The sequence below is a fragment of the Arthrobacter sp. 05L417 genome (assembly GCF_056397865.1).
The window spans coordinates 1-22,409 of sequence record NZ_JBFTOG010000059.1 but is presented as its reverse complement, the minus strand read 5'-3'; the positions used below and the strand labels follow the sequence as shown (position 1 = coordinate 22,409).

The following is a 22,409-nucleotide window of genomic DNA, read 5'->3' as shown; positions in this document are numbered from 1 at the left end:
ATCGCCGATTTCCTCCAGACCTTCGGCCCACTCTTCTACGTCCGCCACACAAATATCATCACTCACCACCAACGATTAACAGGCCCCAAGCGGAAAGTCCGATTAAACCGCCGACGCAGCCAAGACTAAACGCGACTGTAGTACTAGGGGAAGGTGCAAAGGTGGAGCGCAGGGCGGCCTCCAGCCGGTGTGGCAGCTAACCGCTGGGGTGGGGGAGTAGCCCGGGCCATTCAATAAGGGGAAAAGCATGGCAAAAAACAAGGAGGTCACTGACGCGTCTTTCGACGCCGACGTGCTGAAGTCAGCCAAGCCCGTCGTCGTCGAATTCTGGGCGGATTGGTCTGGACCTTGCACTAGGCTTTCCCCCGTCCTGGAACAGCTCGCGGTCGAATACGCCGACAAAATCGAGGTTGTAAAAATCAATGTCGATGAGAATCCCGAAACCGCGGGTGCCTTCGGCATCAGCTCAGTCCCGTCAGTGTCCTTGTTCAAGGACGGCAAAAGAAGAATCTCCGTAATCGGCGTCGGCGCGATGCGGTACTTCGAAATGGAATTCGCTGAGTACTTACGCTGACTCTTCTTCACCCCATGAGCGCCGTCCCCTACAGTGGGAGTTCAATGGGGAAGACGAGGTGCATGGTGCGAATCGGTGAAGCCGCCCAAGCGGCGGGTATGACGAGCAAGGCCTTGAGATTCTATGAAGAGCACGGGCTGCTGCCGGCTGCGAAGCGCACCGCCAACGGATATCGCGATTACACAGGCGAAGCCATCAACAGGCTCGACTTCATTCGTCGCGGGCGCGCCGCGGGACTGGCCCTTGCACAGATCCGCGAAATCCTGATTCTGCGCGACGCAGGCCGTGCGCCTTGCACCCATGTGCGCGACCTTCTGGCCGGCCAGCTGGCCGACCTCGACGCGCAGATCGCCGAACTCGTCGCACTGCGCACCACCGTCGCTGAATACCACGCCATCGCCGCAGCCGCGGACCCGGAAGCGTGCGACGCCGAACGGATCTGCAGCTACCTCTGAAATGGGGTCAGCCGCCTCCCTGATTGGACACATGTTCGTGAGTGAGTGAAGTGAAGCGATTCGTCGTAGCCCTGATGGCGGTGGTCCTGTGGTTGTCCGGGTGCGCCAGTCTGGGCGGTCCGGGCACTGGGCATTCCGGCGTTGTCACCGGCTTTGTCCTGACCGCCCCGGTGTGTCCCGTCGAACGTGTCGGTCAGGAGTGTCCGCCGCGCCCCGTCCCAGGGGCGGCGGTTGTCGCCTTGGACGGGGAAGCTGTCCGGGGCTCGACGCTGACCGATGGCACCGGCGCCTTCCATCTAACGCTGCCTGACGGCAATTACGTCATCAAAACGAGCAACGTCGGCGGTTACGCGTCGACGGCTACCGAGGCGGTGGTGATCTCGGAGACTCCCGTCCACATCACGCTGGTTGTTGACAGCGGGATTCGCTAATCCGTATTACTCGGCGGACGGTCGTTTTCGTTGTTGTTTCGTCGCCGACCGGTGCTCCTTTGTGACCCGGTGCCGACGTTTCGAGCTCCGGGTGGGTTTGCTCGCCCGGCGGGCAGCGGCTTCGGGAGCAAGCGCCTCCGCTACGAGGCGGGAGAGTTTGGCCAAGGCGATCTCTCGATTGCGTAACTGGGACCGCTGCTCGGAGGCGGTCACCGTGATGACCCCGGCGATGAGGCGTGGTCCAAGACGCGTGAACAGCATCAGCCGTTGGTCGTCGGAAAGCACCGCGGAGTCGGCGGCATTCCATGACAGTTCGACGCGGCTGTCCGAGGTATTGACATGTTGACCGCCTGGCCCTGACGAGCGGGAGAACCGCCAGCCGAGTTCCGACGCCGGAATCGTGAGCCCGGGCGACACTTCGAGATCCATGCTGCAAGCGTTTCACGTTATGGGCAGGAACGAAGCCCCGCCCTGCGCTCCTCAGCTCCCGGATGCCTTCGCAGCCTTGATGGCGGCCTTGGCAGCTTGCTTGTTCGCCCGCACTTTTCTGAGCGACTCCGGATCCACGATGTCGGCCACAGAGACAAATGCGTTCTCCTGGCCGTAGGCGCCGGCAGCCTCACGCCAGCCTTGTGCCTGGAGTCCGCGCTGCTTGCCGAGCAGTGCCAGGAAGATTTTTGCCTTTTGCTCTCCGAAGCCGGGCAATTCCTTCAACCTACGGAGCACTTCCTGGCCGTCGGGATCGTCCCGGGTCCAGATGGCAGTTGCGTCCCCATTCCAATCGCGCTGAACGACTGCGGCCAGATCCTGGACGCGGCCGGCCATGGAGCCGGGGAAACGGTGGACAGACGGACGCTCCTTGAACACCTCAACGAAGCTTGCCGGGTCATATTCGGCTATTGCGGCAGGGGACATGGACCCGATGCGCGCGCGGATCTTTTCGGGTCCGGCAAACGCCGACTCCATGGTCACCTGTTGGTCGAGCAGCATGCCGATGAGAAGCGCGAACGCATCATCGCTGAGCAGTTGGTCGGCGGCGGGGTCGCCGGTAATGTGCAGTTCCATGCGCCCATCCTCCCACCTGCTTTGATTCGCGTCATGGTGGATGAGGCCCGCAAGCTCTCGAGCCCAAGGGCGCATTGGCCCGGCCAGCTCAGCAGCCCGGTTCGGTCCCCGTCTGTTAGCTCCCCGGCAATTCGCGCCGCTCGAGCGTCTGCCCATAGGGAACGTCGCGGCTGATGGCGACGGTGTACCTCGTGTATCCGTGCTGGGTGACGAGGATGCCGTGACGGCGATCCTTGACGGCGTGTTCGCGGGCGATTTCGACGGCGGTGTTCAGGTCGTTTTCGATGGTGTCAGGGTCGTGGGCGGTGATTTCCAGGACGACGTCCGAGTGGCGCTTGATCATCGTGGTCTCTTTCTCGGCGGGAAGTACCGGGGTCTCAGCGGTCACGGGCTTCCGGGGCCGGGGGCACCCGGGGAGGCGGAAGGCGGTGATTCGAGAGGGGTTGCCCGGCATTCTGTGATGGGGCGGTGGCTGGCCGAAGAGTCCGGCGGCCTTGATCGGCGGAAGCATCTTCCTGCGGATCTGTAGCCAGTTTGGATGATCGGCGGCCCGGACACAAGGTGAATTGCCGAAAAAGTTGGCCGTGTCGCCAAAATACATTCGGCGATGCATTCACGTGGGAGCGGGTGTCTGGCTGTCCTAGGACCGGGAGGGCCACGCGCCGGAGCCGGTTTCTGCCCTAGTGTCGATTCGGAACGGCCGATCTATATCGAGGGAGTACCGATGAGAATCGCAGTGACGGGTGGAAGCGGAAAACTGGGCCGGCATGTGGTGCGCCGGCTCAGCGGGGACGGGCACCAGGTGTTGAACCTGGACCGTGCGGGCGAAAGGAGCCCGGGTCTGGCGATCGTTGACCTGCGTGACTATGGTCAGGTGCTGGATGTGTTCCTGGGGCTGGACGACCGGCATAGCGGCTTCGATGCCGTGGTGCATCTGGGGGCCATTCCCGCACCCGGAATCGTCCCGGATGCCGCGACGTTCGAGAACAATATGCTGTCGACGTACAACGTGTTCCAAGCGGCCCGACGGGCCGGCATCAAGAAGGTTGTCTACGCCTCAAGTGAGACGGTGCTGGGCCTGCCGTTCGACGTCGACCCTCCCTATATCCCCGTGGATGAGGAGTACCCGGCCCGGCCGGAAAGCACCTACTCGCTGGTGAAGCATTTGGAAGAGCAGATGGCCATCGAGTTCACGCGTTGGGACCCCGAGCTGAGCATCGTGGGGCTGCGGTTCTCCAACGTCATGGACGTGTCGGATTACGAACAGTTTCCGTCCTTCGACTCCGACGCCAGGCTGCGCAAGTGGAACCTGTGGGGTTACATCGATGGACGCGACGGCGCGCAGGCTGTGGCGCGGGCCCTTGAAAACGGCAAGCCCGGGTTCGAAGCATTCATCATCGCAAACGCGGATACGGTCATGAGCCGGTCCAGTGCCAGCCTGGCTGCGGAGGTATTCCCCGGCGTCAAGGTGATCAAGGAATTGGGAGAGCACGAGACCATGCTCTCCATCGACAAGGCCAGGCGATTGCTGGGCTTCGACCCCGAATACACGTGGCGCAGCTACCACCCGAACCGTACTACCCCCACCGAGGATTGAGGAACATCATGCAATACCGCACTTTGGGCAACAGCGGCGCCGTGGTTTCGAACTACGCGCTGGGAACCATGACATTCGGGGCCGAGGCCACCGAGGAAACGTCCCGCGCCATCCTGGACAGCTACGTTGCTGCCGGCGGCAACTTCATTGACACCGCCGATGTTTACAGCGCGGGGGTATCGGAGGAGATCATCGGCCGCTGGCTGGCCGAACGGCCCGATGCGCGGGACCGCGTAGTGCTGGCCACGAAGGGCCGCTTCCCCATGGGCGCGGCTCCGAACGACGTCGGCACCTCCCGACGCCACCTCACGCGGGCGTTGGACGATTCGCTGCGCCGCTTGGGAGTGGAGCAGATCGACCTGTACCAAATGCACGCGTGGGACCCCATTACGCCTTTGGAGGAGACGCTGCGCTTCCTGCACGACTCCGTCAGCAGCGGCAAGATCGGCTACTACGGGTTTTCCAACTTCCTGGGGTGGCAGTTGACCAAAGCTGTCCACATTGCCAAGGCGTTTGGCTGGAGCGCGCCGGTGACCCTGCAGCCGCAGTACAGCCTGCTGGTCCGTGAGATTGAATCGGAGATCGTTCCGGCTTCCCTGGACGCTGGAATCGGGCTGCTGCCGTGGTCTCCCCTGGGTGGCGGTTGGCTCTCCGGCAAGTACAAGCGCGACGTGCCGCCCACGGGTGCCACCCGCCTGGGTGAGAACCCGGAACGCGGGATGGAGGCGTGGCAGGCCCGCAACGATGATCCCCGCACGTGGGACGTCATCGGAACGGTGGAAAAGATCGCAGCGGATCATGGCGTCAGTGCCTCCCAGGTTGCACTCGCGTGGTTGGCGGACCGGCCCGCCGTGACCTCCGTGATCCTCGGCGCCCGCACCACGGAACAGCTAGCGGACAACCTCGCCGCGGCCGACCTGGAACTCAGCCCCGAGGAAACCGGGCGGCTCACCGAGGCCAGCCAACCGCGCGTCGGCGTCTATCCGTACGGTCCGATGGCGGAGAACCAGCGCAGCCGGAAGATCGAGGGCGGCCGGTAACTCCGGGCGCCGGGTCCGACGCCATACTGCAGGGCCCGAGGTCCATTGCCCACGAGGCAGGACAGGCGTTGAATGTGGCTTATGGTCGACTGGGTTCTGATTTCCAATCTCGGCACCGCTCTCGGCACGACTGTTCTCGCCGTCGCGACCTTCATTTCGACGCGCTCGGCGAACCGGTCGGCGCGGCTCGCGGAGCGCGCGCTCCTGAATGGATTGCGGCCTATCCTGCTGCCCTCGAACTGGTCTGACGCCCCGCAGAAAGTGCGGTTCATGGAAGGCAAGTGGATGTTAGTGCGCGGTGGCCATGCCGCGCTCGAGATCAGCGACAACACTGTGTACCTGTTGATGTCTGTCCGAAATGCCGGTGCGGGAGTGGCGGTCCTACACGGCTGGCACCTGCCACCGGACGCCAGGGCTCCGCTGGCGCCCGTGGAGGAGTTCCACCGGCTGACCCGGGACATCTACGTGCCGGCCAACGACGCCGGATTCTGCCAGGTCGCGATCCGGGACCCGGAGTCTGCCGACTTCCGCAACGCCACAGCGGGAGCGGCCGGCGAAGGCTTCACCGTTGATGTCCTCTACGGAGACGCTGAAGGCTCGCAGCGCGTCGTCTCCCGTTTCTTCATCACACCAGGACCCGGCGGCGCCGGCCACGAAGACGACGTCGACTGGCTGCTGATGGTCTCGCGCCACTGGAACCTGGACTTGCCGGCACCGCGCGGCTGAGCCCGGACCCCGCCGTCCGTCCTGGATTTCGCGGATACGACGCCGGCCGCGGTCCGGGTGGCCCTAACCTGCTTCGCTTTGGATCCGGTCCTTCACGCTTTGGGGCATGGTCGAGCACGCATCGTTGTCGGAGCGCTGGTCGGCATGGCTGTCGGCAGTGTCGGTGATTCCGACCGTCGCAACGGCCGCCTGCCAGCCGCCCAGGCCAACGAGCTGCCGGGGGACCCAGACGTTCGCGGCGCCGTTCACGAGGTTCCACACGGCAGGGTTGACACCTGCGCCGAGGTAGATGCCTCCGTTGGGGTCCCGCTTGACGAGATCCGGCAATGGAAGGACGCCCATCAGCTGGGCCGACTGGTAATCGGACATGTTCCACGGTGGCGTTCCGAAGTAGTACCAACTGGCGGCGCAGACGCCGTAGAGATGGGGGCCGAACTGGGCATAGTTCAGGTAGAGCTCCAAGGTGCGTTGGGGGCTCAACGTGTAGCTGAACTGGGTCGCCAGGACGGCTTCGATTCCCTTGCGGACGGCGTTCTGGTCGTCCCAGAGGAAGATGTTCTTGACCAGCTGCTGGGGGATGGTGGAACCGCTGGGGTCGGGCTTTCCCTGGAAATACGCTTGTGCCCTCGCCTGGAGGTCGCCAAGATCGAAGGCCCCGCTGCGTGTTCCGAGCTGTTCGTCTTCATGGGCGATGGTCGCGGCCAGCAGGTGGCGGCTCATGTGGTTGATCGAGACGAACTGGTAGACGTTGGGCTCGCCCGCCTCCAGCATGTAGGCGGTGCGCGGCGGGGTCACGCCCATGCTGAACATGAAGGCGATGATTTGGACCAGAACCAGCGGGGTGATCAGCGCCAGGAGGAGCTTGCGCCGCCACTTCCGCTTGGATCGCTTAGCATTCTTACCGCCTGAGGGAAACGGCGGCTGGGCCTGATCCGGCTCTTGCTGCTCCAAGGGGACTGGCAACGGGTAGCTGACGACCCTGGCCCGGGCAGGATCGGGGCGGCCCGCTGAAGGAGGTCTTCCGGGCTGCGGACGCCGAGGCGGGGTCGGTGGTGTTGGAGTTTCCATCGGTCTGCCTTTGCTTCTCGTCCCGCGCGGTTACCCCCGGAAGGGGGAGAGGATGGCACGAAAGTCTACCGGGCCTTGCTGGTTGTTCCGTTCAGCAAAGTAGCCGGGGTCCCGATCCCGTAGGGTGCAGGAGAAGATTGTAAGTACACTTACCGAAGTCATCACGAGCGAATATCGGAGCGGCAATGACTTCTGCACGGACCTTTGAATCGATCGTCATTATTTTCAATCCCAACAGCACGGGGGATGCACGCAGGCTGGCCGAGGGTCTCCACAACGAGCTGGAGGATCTTCTCAGCTACCCGGTGGACATCAGGCTCCAGCCGACCGGCCACGCCGGCCATGCAGTCGAGCTGGCACGGGACGCTGTCAGCGGTGGCGGGCACGTGCTGGTTGTGTCAGTCAGTGGTGACGGCGGCTACAACGAGGTTGTCAACGGCGTGATGCAAGGTGGCAATCCCAGGGCCGTGTGCGCGGTGCTGGGGGCGGGGAATGCCAATGATCACCGGCGGACCACCGGCACCAAGCCGCTGGGAGAAGCAATCGCCGCGGGCAGGGTGCGAAGCATTGACTTGCTCCGGGTGCACACGGGCAAGGGATCGGACTTGCCCGGGGAGTACGCGCACTCCTATGTCGGCTTCGGGCTGACGCCGGTGGTGGCTATGGACTTGGAAAAGGGCGGCAAGGGAGCCCTGAAGGAAATGGTCTCCGTGATGCGCACCTTCTCAAAGTTCGAGCCCTTCGAGATACAACAGGCCGACGGCAAGCGCCGCAGCTTCGACAGTCTCGTGCTCGCCAATATTCCGGAGATGGCGAAGTACGCGACGCTCAGCGACGCCGACGACAAGCTCTCTGACGGAAAATTCGAAGTGATCGCCTTTGCCCACAAGCCAAAGTGGAGGGTCCTCTTGACGGCGCTGCGGGCCGCTACGAAGGGCCTGGGGGACCAGCCCAGCGTGAGTAGCTACTCGTTCACCACCGTCAAGCCCCTGGCATATCAGATCGACGGCGAAGTGAAATCCGTTGATGCCGAGACCCAGGTCAGGATTGAGTGTGCCCCGGCGGCCCTCTCCACCCTGGGATAGGGAAGCGCGGGACCTTGCCTGCCAGTAAGCATGCTGATTAACTCAGAGGCGAAGCGCCACACTGGCGCTGCCTTCGCTTGCAAAGGAGATGCGCCATGGGAATTCTTGCTTTTCTTCTTCTCGGCCTGATTGCGGGCGCCATCGCAAAGGCCATTCTTCCTGGAAGACAGGGCGGCGGCTTGCTGCTTACTCTTCTCCTGGGGGTCGTCGGGGCATTTCTTGGTGGTTGGATCGGTTCCCTCGCCTTCGGGGGCGGACTCGGAAACTTCTTCGATCTCAGGACCTGGCTGCTGTCCATCCTGGGAGCCGTCATCGTGTTGCTGATCTTCGGCCTATTCAGAGGACGTCGAAGCAGGGTCTAGGCGTGGATGGCTCGTAGATGGTCAGGCCTTCGCCGGCACAGGATCGTTCGGGTGTGGATTCAGTGGCGTGATCTCCGCGGTCATCCACACGTGCAACGGGAGCGAAGCAAGGATTTCCTTGAGATCGGCTTCGGTGTCGGCGCTTCAGAGGCCGAGGGTGCGCCACTCGCCCGGCTCTGTGGGCCGCCGCCACAATCGCAGGAGGTGGCCCATCTGCGCGAGTTTGTTGCGTGATCTAGTCCCGCGAGGCATCTTTTCCGGGTCGAGTTAGATGCGGCCCGGGAGGCGATCGGTGACTTCCTGGACGATCCACAGATTGCCGTCGGGGTCTTCGAAAGAGCAGAAGGACCCGTAACTGGTGCGTTCGGGGTCGACGCCGGGCTGCCGCGCCTCAACCGGGAACGGGGGACCGTGCCAGATGTCAGTCACCTCGATGTCACGCCCGACGAGTTCGTGGTGGGCAGCTTCAATGTCGGAAACGACGAGTGTGTTCACGGCTGAGCCCGGCTTGGCCGGGTTGAGACCAAGGCCGAAGTCGACCGAGGTTCCCGAGCCCGGCGGGGTGAACTGGACAATGCGCAACCCTTCCATGGGGGCGGCGTCTTCGTCGAGGCGCCAACCCAGTTGTGCGTAAAACTTCTTGGATCGGTCCGGGTCCGATACCGCGATGACCTGGACCTCGAGCTTCATCGGGATGCCTGCACTCATGGCTAACTGTCGCTTTCTGTGTTTGTTGGTCTCCGGGCGGGTGCCCCTTCTCTGAGTCAACCCGAGTGCACGGCTGCGGTCCACGACTTGTATCCGAACACTGGTAGGCCCCGCCTCCCACCGGTCATCGCGGCGTACAATCGATCTCGTGGAACTGCGGCAGCTCACCTACTTCGTCGCTGTCGCCGAGGAGCTGCATTTCGGTCGAGCCGCGGAGCGGCTTCACATCGCCGGGCCGTCGCTCTCTCAGCAAATCATCAACCTCGAGCGCGAGCTTGGGACGAGTCTGCTCATCCGCGATCGCAGGCATGTCGAGTTGACGCCCGCCGGCAGCGAGTTCCTGACTGATGCCCGCGAGGTCTTGGCCGCTGCCGCACGAGCGTTCGATCGGGCTCGCAACGGCGACCGACAGTTGCCGCTGCGGCTGGGCTATGTCAGTTGGCTTCCCCCAGGGATCGCGACAACGCCCACCCTTCGGGTCCGTATCGACGAGTGGGTCCTGCCATCCCATACCCAAGCGGCACGGGTGGCCGAAGGCAGCCTCGACCTCGCCATCGCGTGGATTGAGAACGCCGACGTCGTGCGGCAGAACCTGGTGGCCGAGCTCCTAAAGTACGAGCGACTGCAGGCGGTCATGCCAGGCACCCACCACGCGACCCGTCACGACAGCGTGCCAGCAGCCGAGCTCACGGTTCTCGTCGATGTTGACGAAGCGTCCTGGGACTCGTGGAACCGCTATGCGTTGGCCTTCGCGAAGGCCAGCGGGGCGTCCGTCACACACATCGACGACGGTGGCATTACTGGCCCGGCATTCTTCGAGCATGTGGCTCGTTTGAGGCGGCCAGTGCTGCAGTCGCCCAAACGCCATGCGGCGCCGATGCCGCCCACGTTGACCCGCCGGCCTGTCACGTCCCCGGTACCGCTGTGGGCATGGGATCTGCTGCACCGCGCGGATGACACGCGGCCTATCATCGCGGGCGCGATCCGAACGTTGATCGACGGTGCCTCGGCGGCTGGGTGGCGAATCCCCCCGACCGAAACCCACTGGCCCCCAAGCACTGAAAAGCAAGCGTGAAGCGTTCCGCACCCCTAGGAGTGGATTTGCTCGTGGCCGAAAAGACCTGGCAGCCCGCCCGTATGGAGAAATACTGCCGTGCCCTCTGGTAGGCGATCGTGGCGTGCCGCGCTGATTAAGCCGGCCATAGCACGCCCGGTGTATGTCGGGTCGAGGATAATGCCTTCCATCCGGGCGGTCAGATCTATCGCTTCCCGTGCCGCCTCGGTGAGGTATCCGTATCCGGCGCCGACCTGCTCCCCATCAATGTGAAGCGCGCCGCTGGCAAAGCCCATCTCGTCGAGGAGGCGTGCGACGGCGGTTCGCGCATCTTTGAGAGCTCCGGAGTCAACACCGAGTACGCGCTCCGCCCCAATCGCTGCGACGAGGCCAGCCATCGTCCCGCCGGAGCCTACTGCCACGGTGACGCTCCCCAGATCAGGCACCTGCTCGAGTAGCTCCATTCCCGCTTGCCGATACGCCTCCGCGCTGAGCGCGTTCGTTCCGCCGAAAGGTATCCGGAACGCGTCGCGTGCACCCGCCAACTCAGCGGCGATGCCTTCGGTGTCCGAGGTCCCGGCGAATACAAGCTCAGCGCCCAAGATGTAATCGAGCAGGAGGTTGCCAGTGAGTTTCTCCGGGCGTTCTCCAGCAAGCACTAGTATCACGTGCATTCCAAGGCGGGCTCCCGCGGCAGCCGTGAGCCGCGCGTGATTGCTTTGCTGAGCGCCAGTGGTCACCAGGACGCGCGCACCCTGCTTTACAGCGTCCGCCATGAGGATTTCGAGCTTACGCACCTTGTTGCCACCGCCGGCAAGGCCCATCAGGTCATCGCGTTTGAAGACCAACCGGTCTCCTGGGATGCCGAGGGCCGCGGCTAGCCGGGGTACGGCTTCTACCGGTGTCGGCCGTAAAAAGAATTGCATTTTCTCTTCCATCCTTAGCTTCGTACCAAAGGTCAAGGGAACGGAGGCGCCATCGGAGGTTAGTACGCGACGAGCCGCCGCCGAAGGGACACGGTCCCCAAAACGAGCCCGGCTGCGGCAGTCACCCCCAGCACCGCGAGGTCCCGGCCCAGGTTGTCGGTCGATTGGTAGAATATCGCGGCCTCCAAGGCATCCACGCCGTAAAACGTTGGTGTGAAATGCGCTATGGCCTGGATCCAATCCGGCAAGAACGCCGCAACACTGATTCCCCCGCTGAGGAAGAACAGGTAGATCGACAGGTTGATGCCGGCCCCGGCAACTGCCGAGAAGCGCCGCAGCGCACCTCCCAAGGCAGTCCCCAACCCAGCGGCCGCTAGCGCGATCAGTCCGATCGCGGCCAGCGCCGGAAACCAATACCAGCCGGCAGGCCGGAGGACCCCAAAAGCGAACGACAAGAGCAGCACCACCGCCGCCACGAGCATTGTTGTCACCCAGCACGCCAGGATCTTTCCGGCGATGAGCGAGCCGCGGCCGATGGGCGAAAGCAACAGTGCCTTGATGGTCAGGTCTTCGAACTCACGGGCGGCGGCCAATCCGCCGTTGACGATCCCCATGATCGTGAGCAGGAGCACCAGGATCGGCACGAGCTGGAACTGGACCAGGCCGACGTCGTGCGGCCTCAGGTCCGATTCGGCGACGCCAACCATGATCGGCGTGTCCGGCTGGCCCGCATAAAAGTTGGTAATGGCAGCCGGAACTGAGCGGCGCAGATCGTTGGTGAAGTCGAGGTTCAGGTTGTTGATCTGCACGCTGACGGGGTCGGGCCGCTGTGCCCGGTAGTCGTCGTCGAACGCGGCGGGTACGGTGATAACCGCCGCGACTTGGAGCGTGTCCAGCAGATGGGTGGCCTCAACGGGAGTCGCCCGCTGGACGCGGAACGCGTCGGAGTCCTCAAGGATCGAGACGAGTCGCTGCGCCTGCGGCCCGCTGTCCTCGACCACCAGCGCGACCGGGTTCCGTCCGACCGCCCCGGCCACCACGAAGATGATCAGCAGGAATGCGACGGGAGGCAGGAGGCTGGCCAGAATCGCCGACGGCGTGCGGAACCAGGTCAGGATGTCTTTCGCCGCTATGGCGAGCACGGCACGTCCGGCGGCCATCAGTGCCTCGCCCCCCGCCGGCCGAACACGAAGGCCGCGAACCCGACGGCCACCAAGGTGAAGGCTGCCAGCACGATCGCGTCGACGGTCAGGCCTTGCGGAGCCGTTTGGTAGCCGTGGAAGGCGTGCTGGAAGGCGGCGATCGCATACGTGAGGGGAGATATCGCGGCGATCCCGCCGGGGATGGCGCCCAGCCAGTTCGCCGGCCCGAACGGTCCGCTCAAGAAGAACAGGGGAAGAACGGCCGCGATGGACAGGGGGATTGCCTGCTGCCTCCGACGGACGAGTGTCCCGACGAGGACGCCGAGGGCGAGGAACGCCGCCAGTATCAGGAGTCCGAAGCCCAATACTTCGAGGGGGTGGAGCGGACGGACTCCGATAAAGAGGACCACGACGGCGAGTAACAGCAGCGCGGACGCCGCCGCGAGGACTGCGGCGCCCAGCACCTTGCCCACCCCGATGGTCAAACGGCTCACAGGCGCCAAAGCGAGTTCCTTGATGGTCCCGAGCTCGTAGTCCCGCGCGGTATTGACGCTTCCTTGCAGCTGGGACGCGAGCATCAGGCCGGCAACCATGATGCTCACGGCGAGGTACGGAATGTAGCCGGTGTCTTGGGCTTGGACGTCGGATTCGCGGGCGGTCACTACCACCTGGTCGGGGAAGGCATCCGCGTAGAAGGACGTGATGGACAAAGGAACTGCCCGCCGGATGTCGTTGGTGAAGTCGACGTTCAAGTTGTTGACTTCCACCGGAATCTCGATTCGCGCTCCGGCGGCGAGTGCGGCGTCGAACTCTTGTGGCACGGTGACGACGGCGACAATGCTGCCGGAACGGATCTCGCGTTCTGCGTCGGCCGGGCTCGCGGTGTGGATGATGAACGAATGCGATCCGTCCATGGCCTGGACGAAGCGCTCCGCGAGCGGTCCGCGGTCATTCATCACGACCGCGATCGGCGCCTGGCCGCCGCTGATCGCGAAGAGGAGGAAGAGCAGCAAAAAGTTGATGGGGATGAGGACGCCGATGATCGCGAAGAGCGGCTCCCGGAGGGTGAGGCGGATGTCTGTCGCCGCGACGGCCCGGATCACACGAAGGTCATGGCGGATGCTCATTCCCGGAGCTCCTTGCCTGTCAGGCTCAAGAAGACCTCGTCGAGGCTCGGTTCGCGGCTCTGGATCTCCTCCAGGCTCGTGGATCCGACGACGGCGGTCACCACCCTGCCGGTGACATCGGAGCCGCCTTCCACAGTGACCTTCAGCGAGCCGTCGGAAGTAACTGCCGAGACGACGCCGGGGAGCGCAAGGACCTTTCGAACGATGTCCTCCCCAGGCGCCGGATGTGTGCGCATTTCGACGACCGTGTCACCAAAGCTGCGCCGCAGCTTGGACGGCGAATCGAGCGCCACCAGCCGTCCGCGGTCGATGATGGCCAGGCGATCGCACAGGGCGTTCGCTTCCTCGAGGTAGTTGCTGGTGATGAGAACCGTGGTGCCGTGCTCCTTGAGTTCGAGGATCCGGTCCCAGAGGGCATGCCTGCTCTGCACGTCGACTCCGAGGGTCGGTTCGTCGAAATAGAGCAGCTCCGGTTCGTGAAGCATGGCCCGGACCAACGCCAGCCTTCGCTTCATGCCGCCGGAGAACGTGGCGACGCGGCTCTTCCGGCGCTCCTCCAGTTGCGCCAATTCGAGCAGGGAGGTGATCTTCTTATCAAGACCATGCTTGGGCACGTCGAAGAGATCGGCATGAAACCGGAGGTTGGCCTCCGCTGTGAGCTCCTCGTACAGGGCGTTCTCCTGCGGTACTGTCCCGAGCGAACGCCGGATCCCGCGTGGATCCTTCAGCAGGTCGATGCCTAGAACCCTGACCCCGCCGGAACTCGGGCGGCTGAGGCCGCTGATCATGTTGATGATGGTCGTTTTGCCTGAGCCATTGGGCCCGAGAAGGCCGAAAATCTCCCCACGCTCCACCTGCAGGCTGAGGTCGTCGACGGCGGTGAGGGAGCCGAACCGCTTGGTCACACCTATGAGCTCGATGGCTGTTTCAGTCATTCCCTTCCTCCCTGTCCTGTCCGGTGGCACTGCCCGCCATTCGCGCCGGGCGGGACCGCTCCGCGCGAATGGCGGTTGCGGCATCCGCCAAAGCCGCGTAGTTGTGCCCGCTGACGAAGGCGTCACAGTACGGCAGCGCGGCTGCCATACCGCCTGCCAACGGTTGGTAGTCCGTGCCGGCCTTCCTCGGATTGACCCAGACGATCCGGTACGCAAGGCGCCGCAACCGCGCCATCTGGGCGCCCACCAATTCCGGCGCATCCTGGGCCCAGCCGTCGGAGAGCACCACAATGACCGCGCCCCGGGCCAGCCCACGGCGCCCATGACCGTCGATGAAGTGCCGGAGGCTCTCCGCGAGCCGTGTGCCACCTGCCCAGTCCGGGGCGGCTGCGGCTCCAAGAGCGAGGGCTTCGTGTGCATTCCGGTTCGAAAGCTGCCGGGTCAGCCGGGTCAGCCGGGTGGAAAACACGAACGCCTCGGCCTGGGCGCCCGCCACCGCTCCCTGCAGCAGGGACAGGAAGACCTGCGTGTACGGTTCCATGGAGCCGGATACATCGCATAGGAACACCAAGCGGCGCGGACGGGGACGACGGCGGGCATAGACCAAGGTGCTTGCGTCGCCGCCGGTGCGCCGGGCCGCGCGGATGGTGCGGCGGAGGTCGAGCTTTGCGCCGCTGTGCGCCCACTGGCGTGTCCGGCGGCTTCGGCGCTCCGGTGTAGCGAGCACGATGCGCCGCACCAGCTGACGCACCCGGGCGGTCTCTTCGGGGGTGAGCTCGGCGAAGGACTTCTCGTGCAGGTGCTCGTCAGCGGAGGCCATGGCCAGGATAGCCTCGAACCCGGGAGCGTTGGATTCGTCGCCGTCGCTCTCTATGCCGGGGAGGGCGACAGGTGCCCGCGACGCCGGGAGCTGGCCGGCAGCATGAGCCGGTCGTCGTTCGCTCGGAGCTGCCCGGGTGTGCTCTGTCGCGCCGATTGCCGGTGGGCTGTTGGCATCACCGCGGGTGTCTGCCGGATCGGCCATTCCGTCAAATGCGGCCGTCCCGTCAAATGCCGCTGAGAAGACGGCATCGAATACCGGCAGTTGTTCATGCGAGAAGACGAGCGCCACCCGGCACGTCCAGTACAACGGCTCACGGGAAGCAGGGGGAACGATCCGGAGCGCCTGGGCCAGCCAGGCAGCGCGGTCCGGGGAGTTCGGCAGCCCTGCACGGCGCAGGGCCGTGCTGAACGCGACCGCCAAAGCCGCAGCATCGACGTCGGCCAGGCCATCCCCGAGCGCGTGTTCAGTCATTGCCGCCGGCCACCCACGCCGGACCCCGGGCCCACGCAATGTCCAAGTCGTCGCGATTCTTCAGGACAGAACCCCAGGTCTGTTTCACCGCAGCCGGATCCAGCCGGTCCACGCCGAGCACCGTCAGCGCGGACACCCAGTCGATTGCCTCCGCGATCCCCGGGGGTTTGGCCATGTCCAGGGACCGCAGCCTCGTGATAGCCGCCGCGGCATCCAGGGCTAGCGGCTCGGCGCTCGCGGGAACCCTGCGGCGAACGATCGCGGCGATGCGCTCGGGCCGTGGGTAGTCAATCCAGTGGTACAGGCAGCGCCGGGTCAGTGCGTCATGCAGGTCCCTGGTCCGGTTGGAGGTGAGGACGACGACGGGCGGATGCGTCGCCCGGATAGTGCCCAGCTCCGGGATCGTCACCGCGGCCTCGGCCAGCAGCTCGAAAGTGAAGGCCTCGAACTCCGCGTCCGCCCGGTCGATCTCATCCAGCAGCAGGACCGCCGGACGCGGGCCGGGATGCTCGATCGCCTTCAGCAGCGGTCGGCGCAGCAAATACTGTTCCCCGAAGAGATCGGCCTCCTCCACACGGACATCCCGGACCTCCGCCAAGCGGATGCCAAGAAGCTGGCGTTGATGGTTCCACTCGTACAGGGCCTCGCCCACATCGATACCCTCGTAGCACTGCAAGCGATACAGGGGAGTGTCGAGCACCCTCGCCAGCGCCTTCGCCGCCTCGGTCTTCCCGACGCCGGCCTCACCCTCCAGCAGGATGGGTTGCGGCAAGCGGACAGACAGGAACAATGCGGTCCCCAGTCCGACGTCGGCGAGGTAGTCGCCGTCGTCGAGCGCGGACATGAGGGAGGAAACGTCCGGTACAAGACGCCGCACCTCGTCTTCCGCTCCCGCCCGCACCGGCCCGGCAGCCCCGGACTCAGGACGCAGTGGCATAGCGTTCCGGATCGGCGAGGAAGGCCCTCCTGCATCCAGGGGAACAGAAGTAGTACGTCGCTCCGCCATACTCGGCATGCAGCGTCGACTCCACAGCCGCGACGCTCATGCCGCAGACGGGGTCCACGGCGCTCGCGGGTTCGGCGCTCGCGGGTTTGGCGCTCGCCGGCACCGGATCCGGCGTCGCAGCCTCCGCCGCCGTAGTCTCTCCAGCCGCGCCGAGGTGGCGCACGGACACGAGCTCGGCCAGAATCGACAGCGCAATCTCAGCAGGCGTCCGGCCGCCCAGCAGCAGCCCGGCCGGGCTGTGCACGCGCGCACGCTGGCCGTCGTCGACGTCGAGTGAGGCCAGGACGGCGGCGCCGCGCGTGCGGCTGGCAACCAGGGCGACGTACGGCACCCCTAGCCGGAGTGCGGCCTCCAACGCGGGCTCCTCGTCCCGGCCCTGCGACGCGACGATGAGGGCGGCGTCGTCGGCCCGCGGCTCCGCGGCGGTTCCGTCGCTGAGTTCCATGTCCAGGTCGAGGATGGCACCCAAGGCCCCCAACGCCTGTGCAACGGGCGTCGCGCCGACCACCACCACCCGGGGAGCGGGCATCTGCGGCTCAAGGAAGATCTCCACCGCGCCGCCGCTGAGGCAGGGGTTTGAAACCTCGACGGCGCCCTCCTCGCGGGTGCGGGACGGTTCGCCGGGGACAACACGGAGCAACAACGGTTCGTGCTTGGACAGGGTCTGCAGGCCGTATTCGCGCACGGAAGCCTCGACGCACGTGCCGCCCAGGAACCCGTCGATGTCCCCGTTGGCCAGCACCAGGGCCGTGTCCCCGGCGTGGGCGCTCGTTGGGTGCTGCGCGCGCACTACCGTGGCGCGCACAAACGGTTCCCGGCGTTCCACAAGTTCCTGCGCCCTTGCCGCCAAGGCTTCTCCGTGCAGGGGCATGTCACACCGGTGGCCTGGCCCGGCCCTGCATGGCTTCCCACACCCGCGCTGGCGTGCACGGCATATCCATGTGCGTCACGCCATAGGGCGTCAAAGCATCCACGATGGCGTTGACGATGGCCGGCGGGGACCCGACCGTGGCGGATTCGCCGATGCCTTTGGCGCCGATGGGGTGGTGCGGCGAGGGCGTGACGGTAAACCCGGTCTCCCAATCCGGGACTTCCATCGCCGTCGGGATGAGGTAATCCATGAACGAGCCGCTGAGGCAGTTTCCCTCTTCGTCGAACGCGATGATCTCCATGAGCGCCATCCCGACGCCGTCGGTGAGCCCGCCGTGGACCTGGCCCTCGATGATCATCGGGTTGATCCGGGTCCCGCAATCGTCCACCGCGATGAAGCGCCGGACCTTGACGTGGCCCGTCCCGGCGTCGACGTCCACCACGCAGATGTAAGCGCCGAACGGGAATGTCAGGTTGGGAGGGTCATAAGTCACCTCCGCGTCGAGGTTGCCGTCGATGCCCTCGGGCAGGGCCACGGTGCCGTGGGCGCCGAACGCGATCTCGGCGATCGTCTTGCCGGCGCTTGGATCGCCCTTGACGAACCAGCGGCCCTTTTCCCACTCGAGGTCCTCGGGCCGCGTCTCAAGCATCGCTGCGGCAATGAACCTCGCCTTGTCCCGGACCTTCCGCGCCACAAGCGCCACCGCGCCACCACTGACCGGCGTCGAGCGGCTCCCGTACGTGCCCAGGCCGAAGGGCGTCTGGTCAGTGTCGCCGTGGACAACGTCGATGCTCTCCGGCGGGATGCCGAGCTCCTCGGCCACGATCTGCGCGAACGTGGTTTCGTGGCCCTGCCCCTGGCTTTGCACCGAGATCCTGACGACGGCCTTGCCGGTGGGATGGACGCGGAGTTCAGCGCCGTCGGCCATGCCGAGCCCAACGATGTCGAAGTGCTTGCGGGGCCCGGCGCCGACAGTCTCGGTGAAGAAGGAGACGCCGATGCCCATCAGCTCACCGCGCTCCCGCTTTTCGAGTTGCTCGCGCCGGAGATCCTCGTACCCGGCCATTTTCATCGACAGCCGCATGGCAGGCTCGTAGTTGCCCGAGTCGTAGACCCAGCCGGTCTTGTTGGCGTAGGGGAATTGCTCCGGCTTGATGAAATTCTTCAGCCGAAGCTCTGCCGGATCCATCTCCAGTTTCCTGGCCAGGATGTCCACCATGCGCTCCACGAGGTAAACCGCTTCGGTCACGCGGAAGGAACAGGCATATGCCACGCCCCCGGGGGCCTTGTTGGTGTAGACGCCCGTGACCTTGCAGTAGGCCGCCTTCAGGTCATAGCTCCCGGTGAAGATGGAGAAGAAGCCGGCCGGGGTCTTGGTGGGCTGTGCAGTCGCGTTGAAGGCACCGTGGTCTGCCAGCACGCTGGTCCGGACTGCCAGGATCTTGCCGTCCTTGGTGGCCGCGATCTCGCCCTGCATGATGTAATCGCGGGCGAACGACGTCGACATCAGGTTTTCCGAGCGGTCCTCCACCCATTTCACCGGCTTGCCGGTGACAATCGAGCCGACGACGGCGAGGACGTAGCCGGGATAGATGCCCACCTTGTTGCCGAAGCCTCCGCCGATATCGGGGGAGACGATCCGGATCTTGTGCTCCGGGATGCCGGCGACTATCGCGTACAGAGTCCGGTGGGCATGCGGGGCCTGTGTCGTCTCGTAGAGCGTCAGCCTGCCGTCGACCGGATCGAAGTCCGCGACGGCGCCGCAGGTTTCCATGGGTGCCGGGTGCACGCGCGGATACACGACCTCCTGGGCGACGACGACGTCGGCAGCCGCGAACACGGCCTCGGTTTCGGCCGCATCGCCGATCTCCCAATCGAAGATCCGGTTGTCGGTCCGGCCCTCGATATCGTCACGGATGACCGGCGCGCCGGGATCGAGGGCGCGGCGGGCATCAATCACCGGTGGCAACATATCGTATTCGACGTCGATCAGCTCCAGGGCGTCCCGGGCGGCGTAGCGGTCCTCGGCGACGACGAAAGCGACCTCCTGGCCTTGGAAGCGGACCTTGTCCGTGACAAGGACTGCCTGGACGTCCGCCGACAGGGTGGGCGCCCACGCGAGGTTGAGGGCCTGCAGGTCCTTGCCGGTGATGACGGCGAGGACCTTGGGATGCGCCAACGCCTCGGTGGTATCTATTGAAACCAGCCGGGCATGCGCAACGGGTGCGCGCAGGATGGCTCCATGCAGCATGCCGGGCAGCACGATGTCGTCGAGGTAATTGCCCTTGCCGCGGACGAACCGCGGGTCCTCCTTGCGCTGGAGACGGCCGAAGCCGATCGGGCGGCCCGGGTCTCCGGCCGCCGGGTTGGGTGCATGCTCCTGGACGGTGGTCATGCCGTCACCTCTTCAGAAGTGGACTCCTCGGCACCGGCGGCGTCCCCTTCCGCCTGAGCACCGAGCGGGTGGGCTGCGGCCCATTGCACCGAGCGGACGATCGTCGCATAACCGGTGCACCGGCAAATCTGCCCGGAAATGGCTTGGCGGATCTCGGCGTCGTCGGGATGCGGGTTGCGGTCCAGCAGGGCCCTGGCCGTGAGCATCATGCCCGGAGTGCAGAATCCGCATTGCAGGCCGTGTTCCTCCATGAACCCCTGCTGCACCGGATCGAGCGTGCCGCCGACAGCCAGTCCTTCAACGGTCCGGATGTCGTGTCCGTCGGCCATGGCTGCCAGCACGGTGCACGATTTCACCGGTTGTCCGTCCATCAGGACCACGCAGGTTCCGCAATTGCTCGTGTCGCATCCCCAGTGCGTGCCGGTCAATCCAAGGTTTTCGCGGATGAAATGGACCAGCAACACCCGGGGTTCGATCTCCCGGGTCACCTTGTCCCCGTTGACCGTCATGCTGACCTGCATTGCTTTCAGCCTTCCTATGCACCTGCGGCGCGCGCACAAGCACGGCGCAGGACCCTGCGGGTGAGTTCATCGGCCAGGTGCCGTTTGTAGTCGACCGGCCCACGCTGGTCGTCCACCGGGTGGCAGGCGGCGGCTGCGATGCGGGCGGCCTCGACGAACAGGTCTTCGCGCGGCTGCTGTCCGCGGAGCACGGCTTCGGCCTCTGGAACAGTGCCGTCCAGCCCGACCGCCGTCAGCCCGATGGCTGCCTCTTCCACCGTGCCGTCTGCGGAGAGCCCGACGGCGGCCCCGGCCGCGACGACTGCCCAGTCACCTACCCGGCGTTCCACTTTTTCATAGGCGCTGCCCGAACGAGGGCGGATCGTGAAGCGGACTTCGTACAACAGTTCGTTCTGCGCAACGGCGGTTTCGTAAGGGCCGCGGTGGAAATCCGACATCGCGACGATCCGTTCGCCATCGGGGCCGCGGATCACGGCTTGGGCGCGCAGAACATCGCAAACGGTAGAGAGGTCTTCGGCCGGATCCGCTTGGCAGAGCGAGCCGCCGATCGTGCCGCGGTTGCGGACCACAGGGTCCGCGATCACCTGCTCGGCGTCGCGGATAATCGGAAAGAGCTCTGCGACGTCGGCTGACTCGAGGAGCGCTGTGTGGCGGGTTAATGCGCCGACTCGCAACTGATCACCTTCGCGACGGATGAATTCCAGTTCCGCGAGGTCGTTGATGTCGATCAGCCACTCCGGCCGCGCCAGGCGCAGCTTCATCATCGGCAGCAAGCTGTGTCCGCCGGCGATGATGCGCGACTCGGGACCGTGGCGTTCGAGGAGGGTCAGCGCGTTTGCGACGTCGCTCGCGCGCTCGTAATCAAATGGAGCCGGAATCTGCATTGTCCACCCCTTAGGGCCAGACATCCTGCACCTCGTAGGACGCGGACCTATGATCAGTCTTGCCCGCGTCATTGTGGGTGTCAACATGGCCAAGGGGGCAAGATCACGGCCATTCTGAATGGCAAAAAGAATTTCCCAGGCGCCCCATGGACCCGTGAGCGATCCGGAGAGCGTTGACACTGTTCTGGCCCGCGAGGAGACTTTTTTCTGGGGATGCCTCGCCGAAAGGAGCCCCAGATGTCGTGGCACGTCGAGGGTACGTATTTTGAGAATTGCAACTGCGACATGGTCTGCCCTTGTTCGACTTCAGGGCTGACCGCACCGGCGGATAACGATCGCTGCAACGTGGCCCTGGCCTTTCATGTGGACACGGGTGAGGTAAACGGCGTCGACGTCGGAGGCCTGACGGTCTGCGTCGTCGCCGATACGCCCGCCCTCATGAGTGACGGGGGATGGAAGATCGGCGTTCTGATGGATGCCGCCGCCTCGCCGGAGCAGGCGGAAGCGCTCGGTGGCGTCTTCGGTGGACAGCTCGGCGGACCGATGGAGGGCCTCACGCCGTTGATCGGTGAAATGGCGGGAATGGAGTCCCTGGAAATGGCCTACACCGAGGACGGGCGCATGCATCAGGTCCGAATCGGCAGCGCCGTCGACATGGCTGTGGAGGACTTTGTGTCTCCGATGGATGCCACAGGACTCGGGGTGAAAATCAGCGGGATCGGGTTCCCGGCCGACACCCTGGCGGCGGGCACAGCCAGCACGGCCCGCGTGGACGTGTTCGGGATGACCTGGGACAACGCCGGGAAGAACTCCTTCTCGGCTCCTTTTGCCTGGTCGGCCTAGGCGCCGCCCCTGGGTCGAGCGCCAGATTGTCTGACGTCGACCGGGACGCTCGCTCACCTATACGGTCAAGTTCCACGACGTTCGCTCACATCATGCGAGCGAGCGTCGGTGGAAAACACCCTAAACGTGAGCGAGCGTCGGTGGAAAACACCCGGGACTGCCCCCGGTTTTGTTGACTCCTTGACCTAGCGAGCTGGTGCTCGTGGAAGGATGTTGACCATGCCGACGGCTTATGGGGCGGAGTTCCGCCAGGATGTTATTGATGTGGCCCGCAAGGGCGAGGCGCCGCTGGCGCAGATT

Annotated in this window: 25 protein-coding genes and 1 pseudogene; 10 read left to right on the top strand and 16 right to left on the bottom strand. The window is 65.0% G+C overall.

Annotation, left to right across the window (positions count from 1 at the left end; translation table 11 throughout):
* The first annotated feature begins 247 nt into the window (after positions 1-247).
* The 3 genes from trxA to AC1DJW_RS25490 all read left to right on the top strand — a co-directional run bounded on the left by trxA (position 248) and on the right by AC1DJW_RS25490 (position 1,460).
* Complete coding sequence (trxA, locus tag AC1DJW_RS25500; protein WP_284752339.1) at positions 248-574, top strand: thioredoxin; 327 nt, start codon at positions 248-250, stop codon at positions 572-574.
* A gap of 65 nt (positions 575-639) precedes the next feature.
* Entirely contained in the window at positions 640-1,029 is a 390-nt protein-coding gene (locus AC1DJW_RS25495) for a heavy metal-responsive transcriptional regulator (RefSeq protein WP_284752371.1), read from the top strand.
* A 41-nt stretch (positions 1,030-1,070) separates the two neighbouring features.
* A complete protein-coding gene (locus tag AC1DJW_RS25490) occupies positions 1,071-1,460 on the top strand; it encodes a carboxypeptidase-like regulatory domain-containing protein (protein ID WP_476902845.1) in 390 nt (129 codons plus the stop codon).
* A gap of 6 nt (positions 1,461-1,466) precedes the next feature.
* Here the strand turns inward: AC1DJW_RS25490 and arfB are convergent, their stop codons facing one another.
* The 3 genes from arfB to AC1DJW_RS25475 form a co-directional block, all read right to left on the bottom strand.
* On the bottom strand, positions 1,467-1,889 hold the full coding sequence (gene arfB, locus AC1DJW_RS25485) for an alternative ribosome rescue aminoacyl-tRNA hydrolase ArfB (protein WP_459342555.1): 423 nt from the start codon (positions 1,887-1,889) through the stop codon (positions 1,467-1,469).
* A 51-nt stretch (positions 1,890-1,940) separates the two neighbouring features.
* Positions 1,941-2,525 (bottom strand): HhH-GPD-type base excision DNA repair protein, encoded by a 585-nt coding sequence (locus AC1DJW_RS25480; protein ID WP_459342556.1) that lies wholly within the window; start codon positions 2,523-2,525, stop codon positions 1,941-1,943.
* 115 nt (positions 2,526-2,640) lie between these two features.
* Positions 2,641-2,913, bottom strand: coding sequence for a hypothetical protein (locus tag AC1DJW_RS25475; RefSeq protein WP_284752335.1), 273 nt, complete (start codon positions 2,911-2,913; stop codon positions 2,641-2,643).
* Between the two features lie 336 nt (positions 2,914-3,249).
* Here AC1DJW_RS25475 and AC1DJW_RS25470 point away from each other — a divergent pair, with 336 nt between their 5' ends.
* The 3 genes from AC1DJW_RS25470 (at position 3,250) to AC1DJW_RS25460 (ending at position 5,888) form a co-directional block, all read left to right on the top strand.
* The gene (locus tag AC1DJW_RS25470) at positions 3,250-4,122 is read left to right on the top strand and encodes an NAD-dependent epimerase/dehydratase family protein (protein ID WP_390277061.1); all 873 of its coding nucleotides are present in this window, start codon (positions 3,250-3,252) and stop codon (positions 4,120-4,122) included.
* Positions 4,123-4,130: 8 nt separating this feature from the next.
* The gene (locus AC1DJW_RS25465) at positions 4,131-5,162 is read left to right on the top strand and encodes an aldo/keto reductase (protein ID WP_459342557.1); all 1,032 of its coding nucleotides are present in this window, start codon (positions 4,131-4,133) and stop codon (positions 5,160-5,162) included.
* An 81-nt stretch (positions 5,163-5,243) separates the two neighbouring features.
* Entirely contained in the window at positions 5,244-5,888 is a 645-nt protein-coding gene (locus AC1DJW_RS25460) for a hypothetical protein (RefSeq protein WP_476902844.1), read from the top strand.
* A gap of 63 nt (positions 5,889-5,951) precedes the next feature.
* On the opposite strand, the gene AC1DJW_RS25455 is transcribed toward AC1DJW_RS25460, so the two are convergent.
* Positions 5,952-6,956: a transglycosylase domain-containing protein gene (locus tag AC1DJW_RS25455; RefSeq protein ID WP_476902843.1), complete on the bottom strand. Its 1,005-nt coding sequence runs from the start codon at positions 6,954-6,956 to the stop codon at positions 5,952-5,954.
* Positions 6,957-7,141: 185 nt separating this feature from the next.
* On the opposite strand from AC1DJW_RS25455, the gene AC1DJW_RS25450 reads away from it, so the two are divergent.
* Positions 7,142-8,041: a diacylglycerol/lipid kinase family protein gene (locus AC1DJW_RS25450; RefSeq protein WP_390277067.1), complete on the top strand. Its 900-nt coding sequence runs from the start codon at positions 7,142-7,144 to the stop codon at positions 8,039-8,041.
* Positions 8,042-8,136: 95 nt separating this feature from the next.
* Positions 8,137-8,403 (top strand): GlsB/YeaQ/YmgE family stress response membrane protein, encoded by a 267-nt coding sequence (locus AC1DJW_RS25445; RefSeq protein ID WP_284752329.1) that lies wholly within the window; start codon positions 8,137-8,139, stop codon positions 8,401-8,403.
* A 21-nt stretch (positions 8,404-8,424) separates the two neighbouring features.
* Here AC1DJW_RS25445 and AC1DJW_RS25440 read toward each other — a convergent pair.
* A pseudogene (locus AC1DJW_RS25440) lies at positions 8,425-8,532 on the bottom strand (muconolactone Delta-isomerase family protein); the annotation flags it as partial.
* Between the two features lie 138 nt (positions 8,533-8,670).
* Positions 8,671-9,111 (bottom strand): VOC family protein, encoded by a 441-nt coding sequence (locus AC1DJW_RS25435; protein ID WP_284752328.1) that lies wholly within the window; start codon positions 9,109-9,111, stop codon positions 8,671-8,673.
* A 148-nt stretch (positions 9,112-9,259) separates the two neighbouring features.
* On the opposite strand from AC1DJW_RS25435, the gene AC1DJW_RS25430 reads away from it, so the two are divergent.
* Entirely contained in the window at positions 9,260-10,186 is a 927-nt protein-coding gene (locus AC1DJW_RS25430; protein WP_459342560.1) for a LysR family transcriptional regulator, read from the top strand.
* Between the two features lie 14 nt (positions 10,187-10,200).
* On the opposite strand, the gene AC1DJW_RS25425 is transcribed toward AC1DJW_RS25430, so the two are convergent.
* From AC1DJW_RS25425 to AC1DJW_RS25380, 10 genes are read right to left on the bottom strand one after another with little or no spacing between them, the layout of a single operon-like run.
* Entirely contained in the window at positions 10,201-11,091 is an 891-nt protein-coding gene (locus AC1DJW_RS25425) for a pyridoxal-phosphate dependent enzyme (protein ID WP_390277071.1), read from the bottom strand.
* A gap of 59 nt (positions 11,092-11,150) precedes the next feature.
* On the bottom strand, positions 11,151-12,251 hold the full coding sequence (locus AC1DJW_RS25420; protein ID WP_284752326.1) for an ABC transporter permease: 1,101 nt from the start codon (positions 12,249-12,251) through the stop codon (positions 11,151-11,153).
* The gene (locus AC1DJW_RS25415) at positions 12,251-13,360 is read right to left on the bottom strand and encodes an ABC transporter permease (protein WP_390277075.1); all 1,110 of its coding nucleotides are present in this window, start codon (positions 13,358-13,360) and stop codon (positions 12,251-12,253) included. Before AC1DJW_RS25415 ends, AC1DJW_RS25420 begins: the two co-directional genes overlap by 1 nt.
* Positions 13,357-14,295 carry an ABC transporter ATP-binding protein gene (locus AC1DJW_RS25410; RefSeq protein WP_390277078.1) on the bottom strand — a complete coding sequence of 313 codons (939 nt, stop codon included), beginning with the start codon at positions 14,293-14,295 and terminating at the stop codon, positions 13,357-13,359. Before AC1DJW_RS25410 ends, AC1DJW_RS25415 begins: the two co-directional genes overlap by 4 nt.
* Complete coding sequence (locus AC1DJW_RS25405) at positions 14,288-15,589, bottom strand: vWA domain-containing protein (protein ID WP_390277080.1); 1,302 nt, start codon at positions 15,587-15,589, stop codon at positions 14,288-14,290. The genes AC1DJW_RS25410 and AC1DJW_RS25405 overlap by 8 nt, the downstream gene beginning before the upstream one ends.
* Positions 15,582-16,526, bottom strand: coding sequence for an AAA family ATPase (locus AC1DJW_RS25400; protein WP_284752322.1), 945 nt, complete (start codon positions 16,524-16,526; stop codon positions 15,582-15,584). Before AC1DJW_RS25400 ends, AC1DJW_RS25405 begins: the two co-directional genes overlap by 8 nt.
* Positions 16,510-17,466, bottom strand: coding sequence for an XdhC family protein (locus AC1DJW_RS25395; protein WP_390277082.1), 957 nt, complete (start codon positions 17,464-17,466; stop codon positions 16,510-16,512). The genes AC1DJW_RS25400 and AC1DJW_RS25395 overlap by 17 nt, the downstream gene beginning before the upstream one ends.
* 1 nt (position 17,467) lies before the next feature.
* Entirely contained in the window at positions 17,468-19,861 is a 2,394-nt protein-coding gene (locus AC1DJW_RS25390) for an aerobic carbon-monoxide dehydrogenase large subunit (protein WP_476902842.1), read from the bottom strand.
* Positions 19,858-20,382 carry a (2Fe-2S)-binding protein gene (locus AC1DJW_RS25385; RefSeq protein WP_284752319.1) on the bottom strand — a complete coding sequence of 175 codons (525 nt, stop codon included), beginning with the start codon at positions 20,380-20,382 and terminating at the stop codon, positions 19,858-19,860. The genes AC1DJW_RS25390 and AC1DJW_RS25385 overlap by 4 nt, the downstream gene beginning before the upstream one ends.
* 14 nt (positions 20,383-20,396) lie before the next feature.
* Positions 20,397-21,266, bottom strand: coding sequence for an FAD binding domain-containing protein (locus AC1DJW_RS25380; RefSeq protein ID WP_476902841.1), 870 nt, complete (start codon positions 21,264-21,266; stop codon positions 20,397-20,399).
* A gap of 237 nt (positions 21,267-21,503) precedes the next feature.
* On the opposite strand from AC1DJW_RS25380, the gene AC1DJW_RS25375 reads away from it, so the two are divergent.
* Positions 21,504-22,109 (top strand): DUF1326 domain-containing protein, encoded by a 606-nt coding sequence (locus AC1DJW_RS25375; RefSeq protein WP_284752317.1) that lies wholly within the window; start codon positions 21,504-21,506, stop codon positions 22,107-22,109.
* Positions 22,110-22,409 lie beyond the last annotated feature (300 nt).

What these genes read in the sequence shown, in the direction of transcription:
- AC1DJW_RS25385 (WP_284752319.1), bottom strand. Translation starts at nt 20,382, where the DNA reads ATGCAGGTCAGCATGACGGTCAACGGGGACAAGGTGACCCGGGAGATC.
- AC1DJW_RS25400 (WP_284752322.1), bottom strand. Translation starts at nt 16,526, where the DNA reads ATGCCACTGCGTCCTGAGTCCGGGGCTGCCGGGCCGGTGCGGGCGGGA.
- AC1DJW_RS25375 (WP_284752317.1), top strand. Translation starts at nt 21,504, where the DNA reads ATGTCGTGGCACGTCGAGGGTACGTATTTTGAGAATTGCAACTGCGAC.
- AC1DJW_RS25450 (WP_390277067.1), top strand. Translation starts at nt 7,142, where the DNA reads ATGACTTCTGCACGGACCTTTGAATCGATCGTCATTATTTTCAATCCC.
- AC1DJW_RS25425 (WP_390277071.1), bottom strand. Translation starts at nt 11,091, where the DNA reads ATGCAATTCTTTTTACGGCCGACACCGGTAGAAGCCGTACCCCGGCTA.
- AC1DJW_RS25395 (WP_390277082.1), bottom strand. Translation starts at nt 17,466, where the DNA reads ATGCCCCTGCACGGAGAAGCCTTGGCGGCAAGGGCGCAGGAACTTGTG.
- AC1DJW_RS25470 (WP_390277061.1), top strand. Translation starts at nt 3,250, where the DNA reads ATGAGAATCGCAGTGACGGGTGGAAGCGGAAAACTGGGCCGGCATGTG.
- AC1DJW_RS25460 (WP_476902844.1), top strand. Translation starts at nt 5,244, where the DNA reads ATGGTCGACTGGGTTCTGATTTCCAATCTCGGCACCGCTCTCGGCACG.
- AC1DJW_RS25420 (WP_284752326.1), bottom strand. Translation starts at nt 12,251, where the DNA reads ATGGCCGCCGGACGTGCCGTGCTCGCCATAGCGGCGAAAGACATCCTG.
- AC1DJW_RS25405 (WP_390277080.1), bottom strand. Translation starts at nt 15,589, where the DNA reads ATGACTGAACACGCGCTCGGGGATGGCCTGGCCGACGTCGATGCTGCG.
- AC1DJW_RS25380 (WP_476902841.1), bottom strand. Translation starts at nt 21,266, where the DNA reads ATGCAGATTCCGGCTCCATTTGATTACGAGCGCGCGAGCGACGTCGCA.
- AC1DJW_RS25480 (WP_459342556.1), bottom strand. Translation starts at nt 2,525, where the DNA reads ATGGAACTGCACATTACCGGCGACCCCGCCGCCGACCAACTGCTCAGC.
- AC1DJW_RS25390 (WP_476902842.1), bottom strand. Translation starts at nt 19,861, where the DNA reads ATGACCACCGTCCAGGAGCATGCACCCAACCCGGCGGCCGGAGACCCG.
- AC1DJW_RS25415 (WP_390277075.1), bottom strand. Translation starts at nt 13,360, where the DNA reads ATGAGCATCCGCCATGACCTTCGTGTGATCCGGGCCGTCGCGGCGACA.
- AC1DJW_RS25435 (WP_284752328.1), bottom strand. Translation starts at nt 9,111, where the DNA reads ATGAGTGCAGGCATCCCGATGAAGCTCGAGGTCCAGGTCATCGCGGTA.
- AC1DJW_RS25465 (WP_459342557.1), top strand. Translation starts at nt 4,131, where the DNA reads ATGCAATACCGCACTTTGGGCAACAGCGGCGCCGTGGTTTCGAACTAC.
- AC1DJW_RS25410 (WP_390277078.1), bottom strand. Translation starts at nt 14,295, where the DNA reads ATGACTGAAACAGCCATCGAGCTCATAGGTGTGACCAAGCGGTTCGGC.
- trxA (WP_284752339.1), top strand. Translation starts at nt 248, where the DNA reads ATGGCAAAAAACAAGGAGGTCACTGACGCGTCTTTCGACGCCGACGTG.
- AC1DJW_RS25445 (WP_284752329.1), top strand. Translation starts at nt 8,137, where the DNA reads ATGGGAATTCTTGCTTTTCTTCTTCTCGGCCTGATTGCGGGCGCCATC.
- arfB (WP_459342555.1), bottom strand. Translation starts at nt 1,889, where the DNA reads ATGGATCTCGAAGTGTCGCCCGGGCTCACGATTCCGGCGTCGGAACTC.
- AC1DJW_RS25455 (WP_476902843.1), bottom strand. Translation starts at nt 6,956, where the DNA reads ATGGAAACTCCAACACCACCGACCCCGCCTCGGCGTCCGCAGCCCGGA.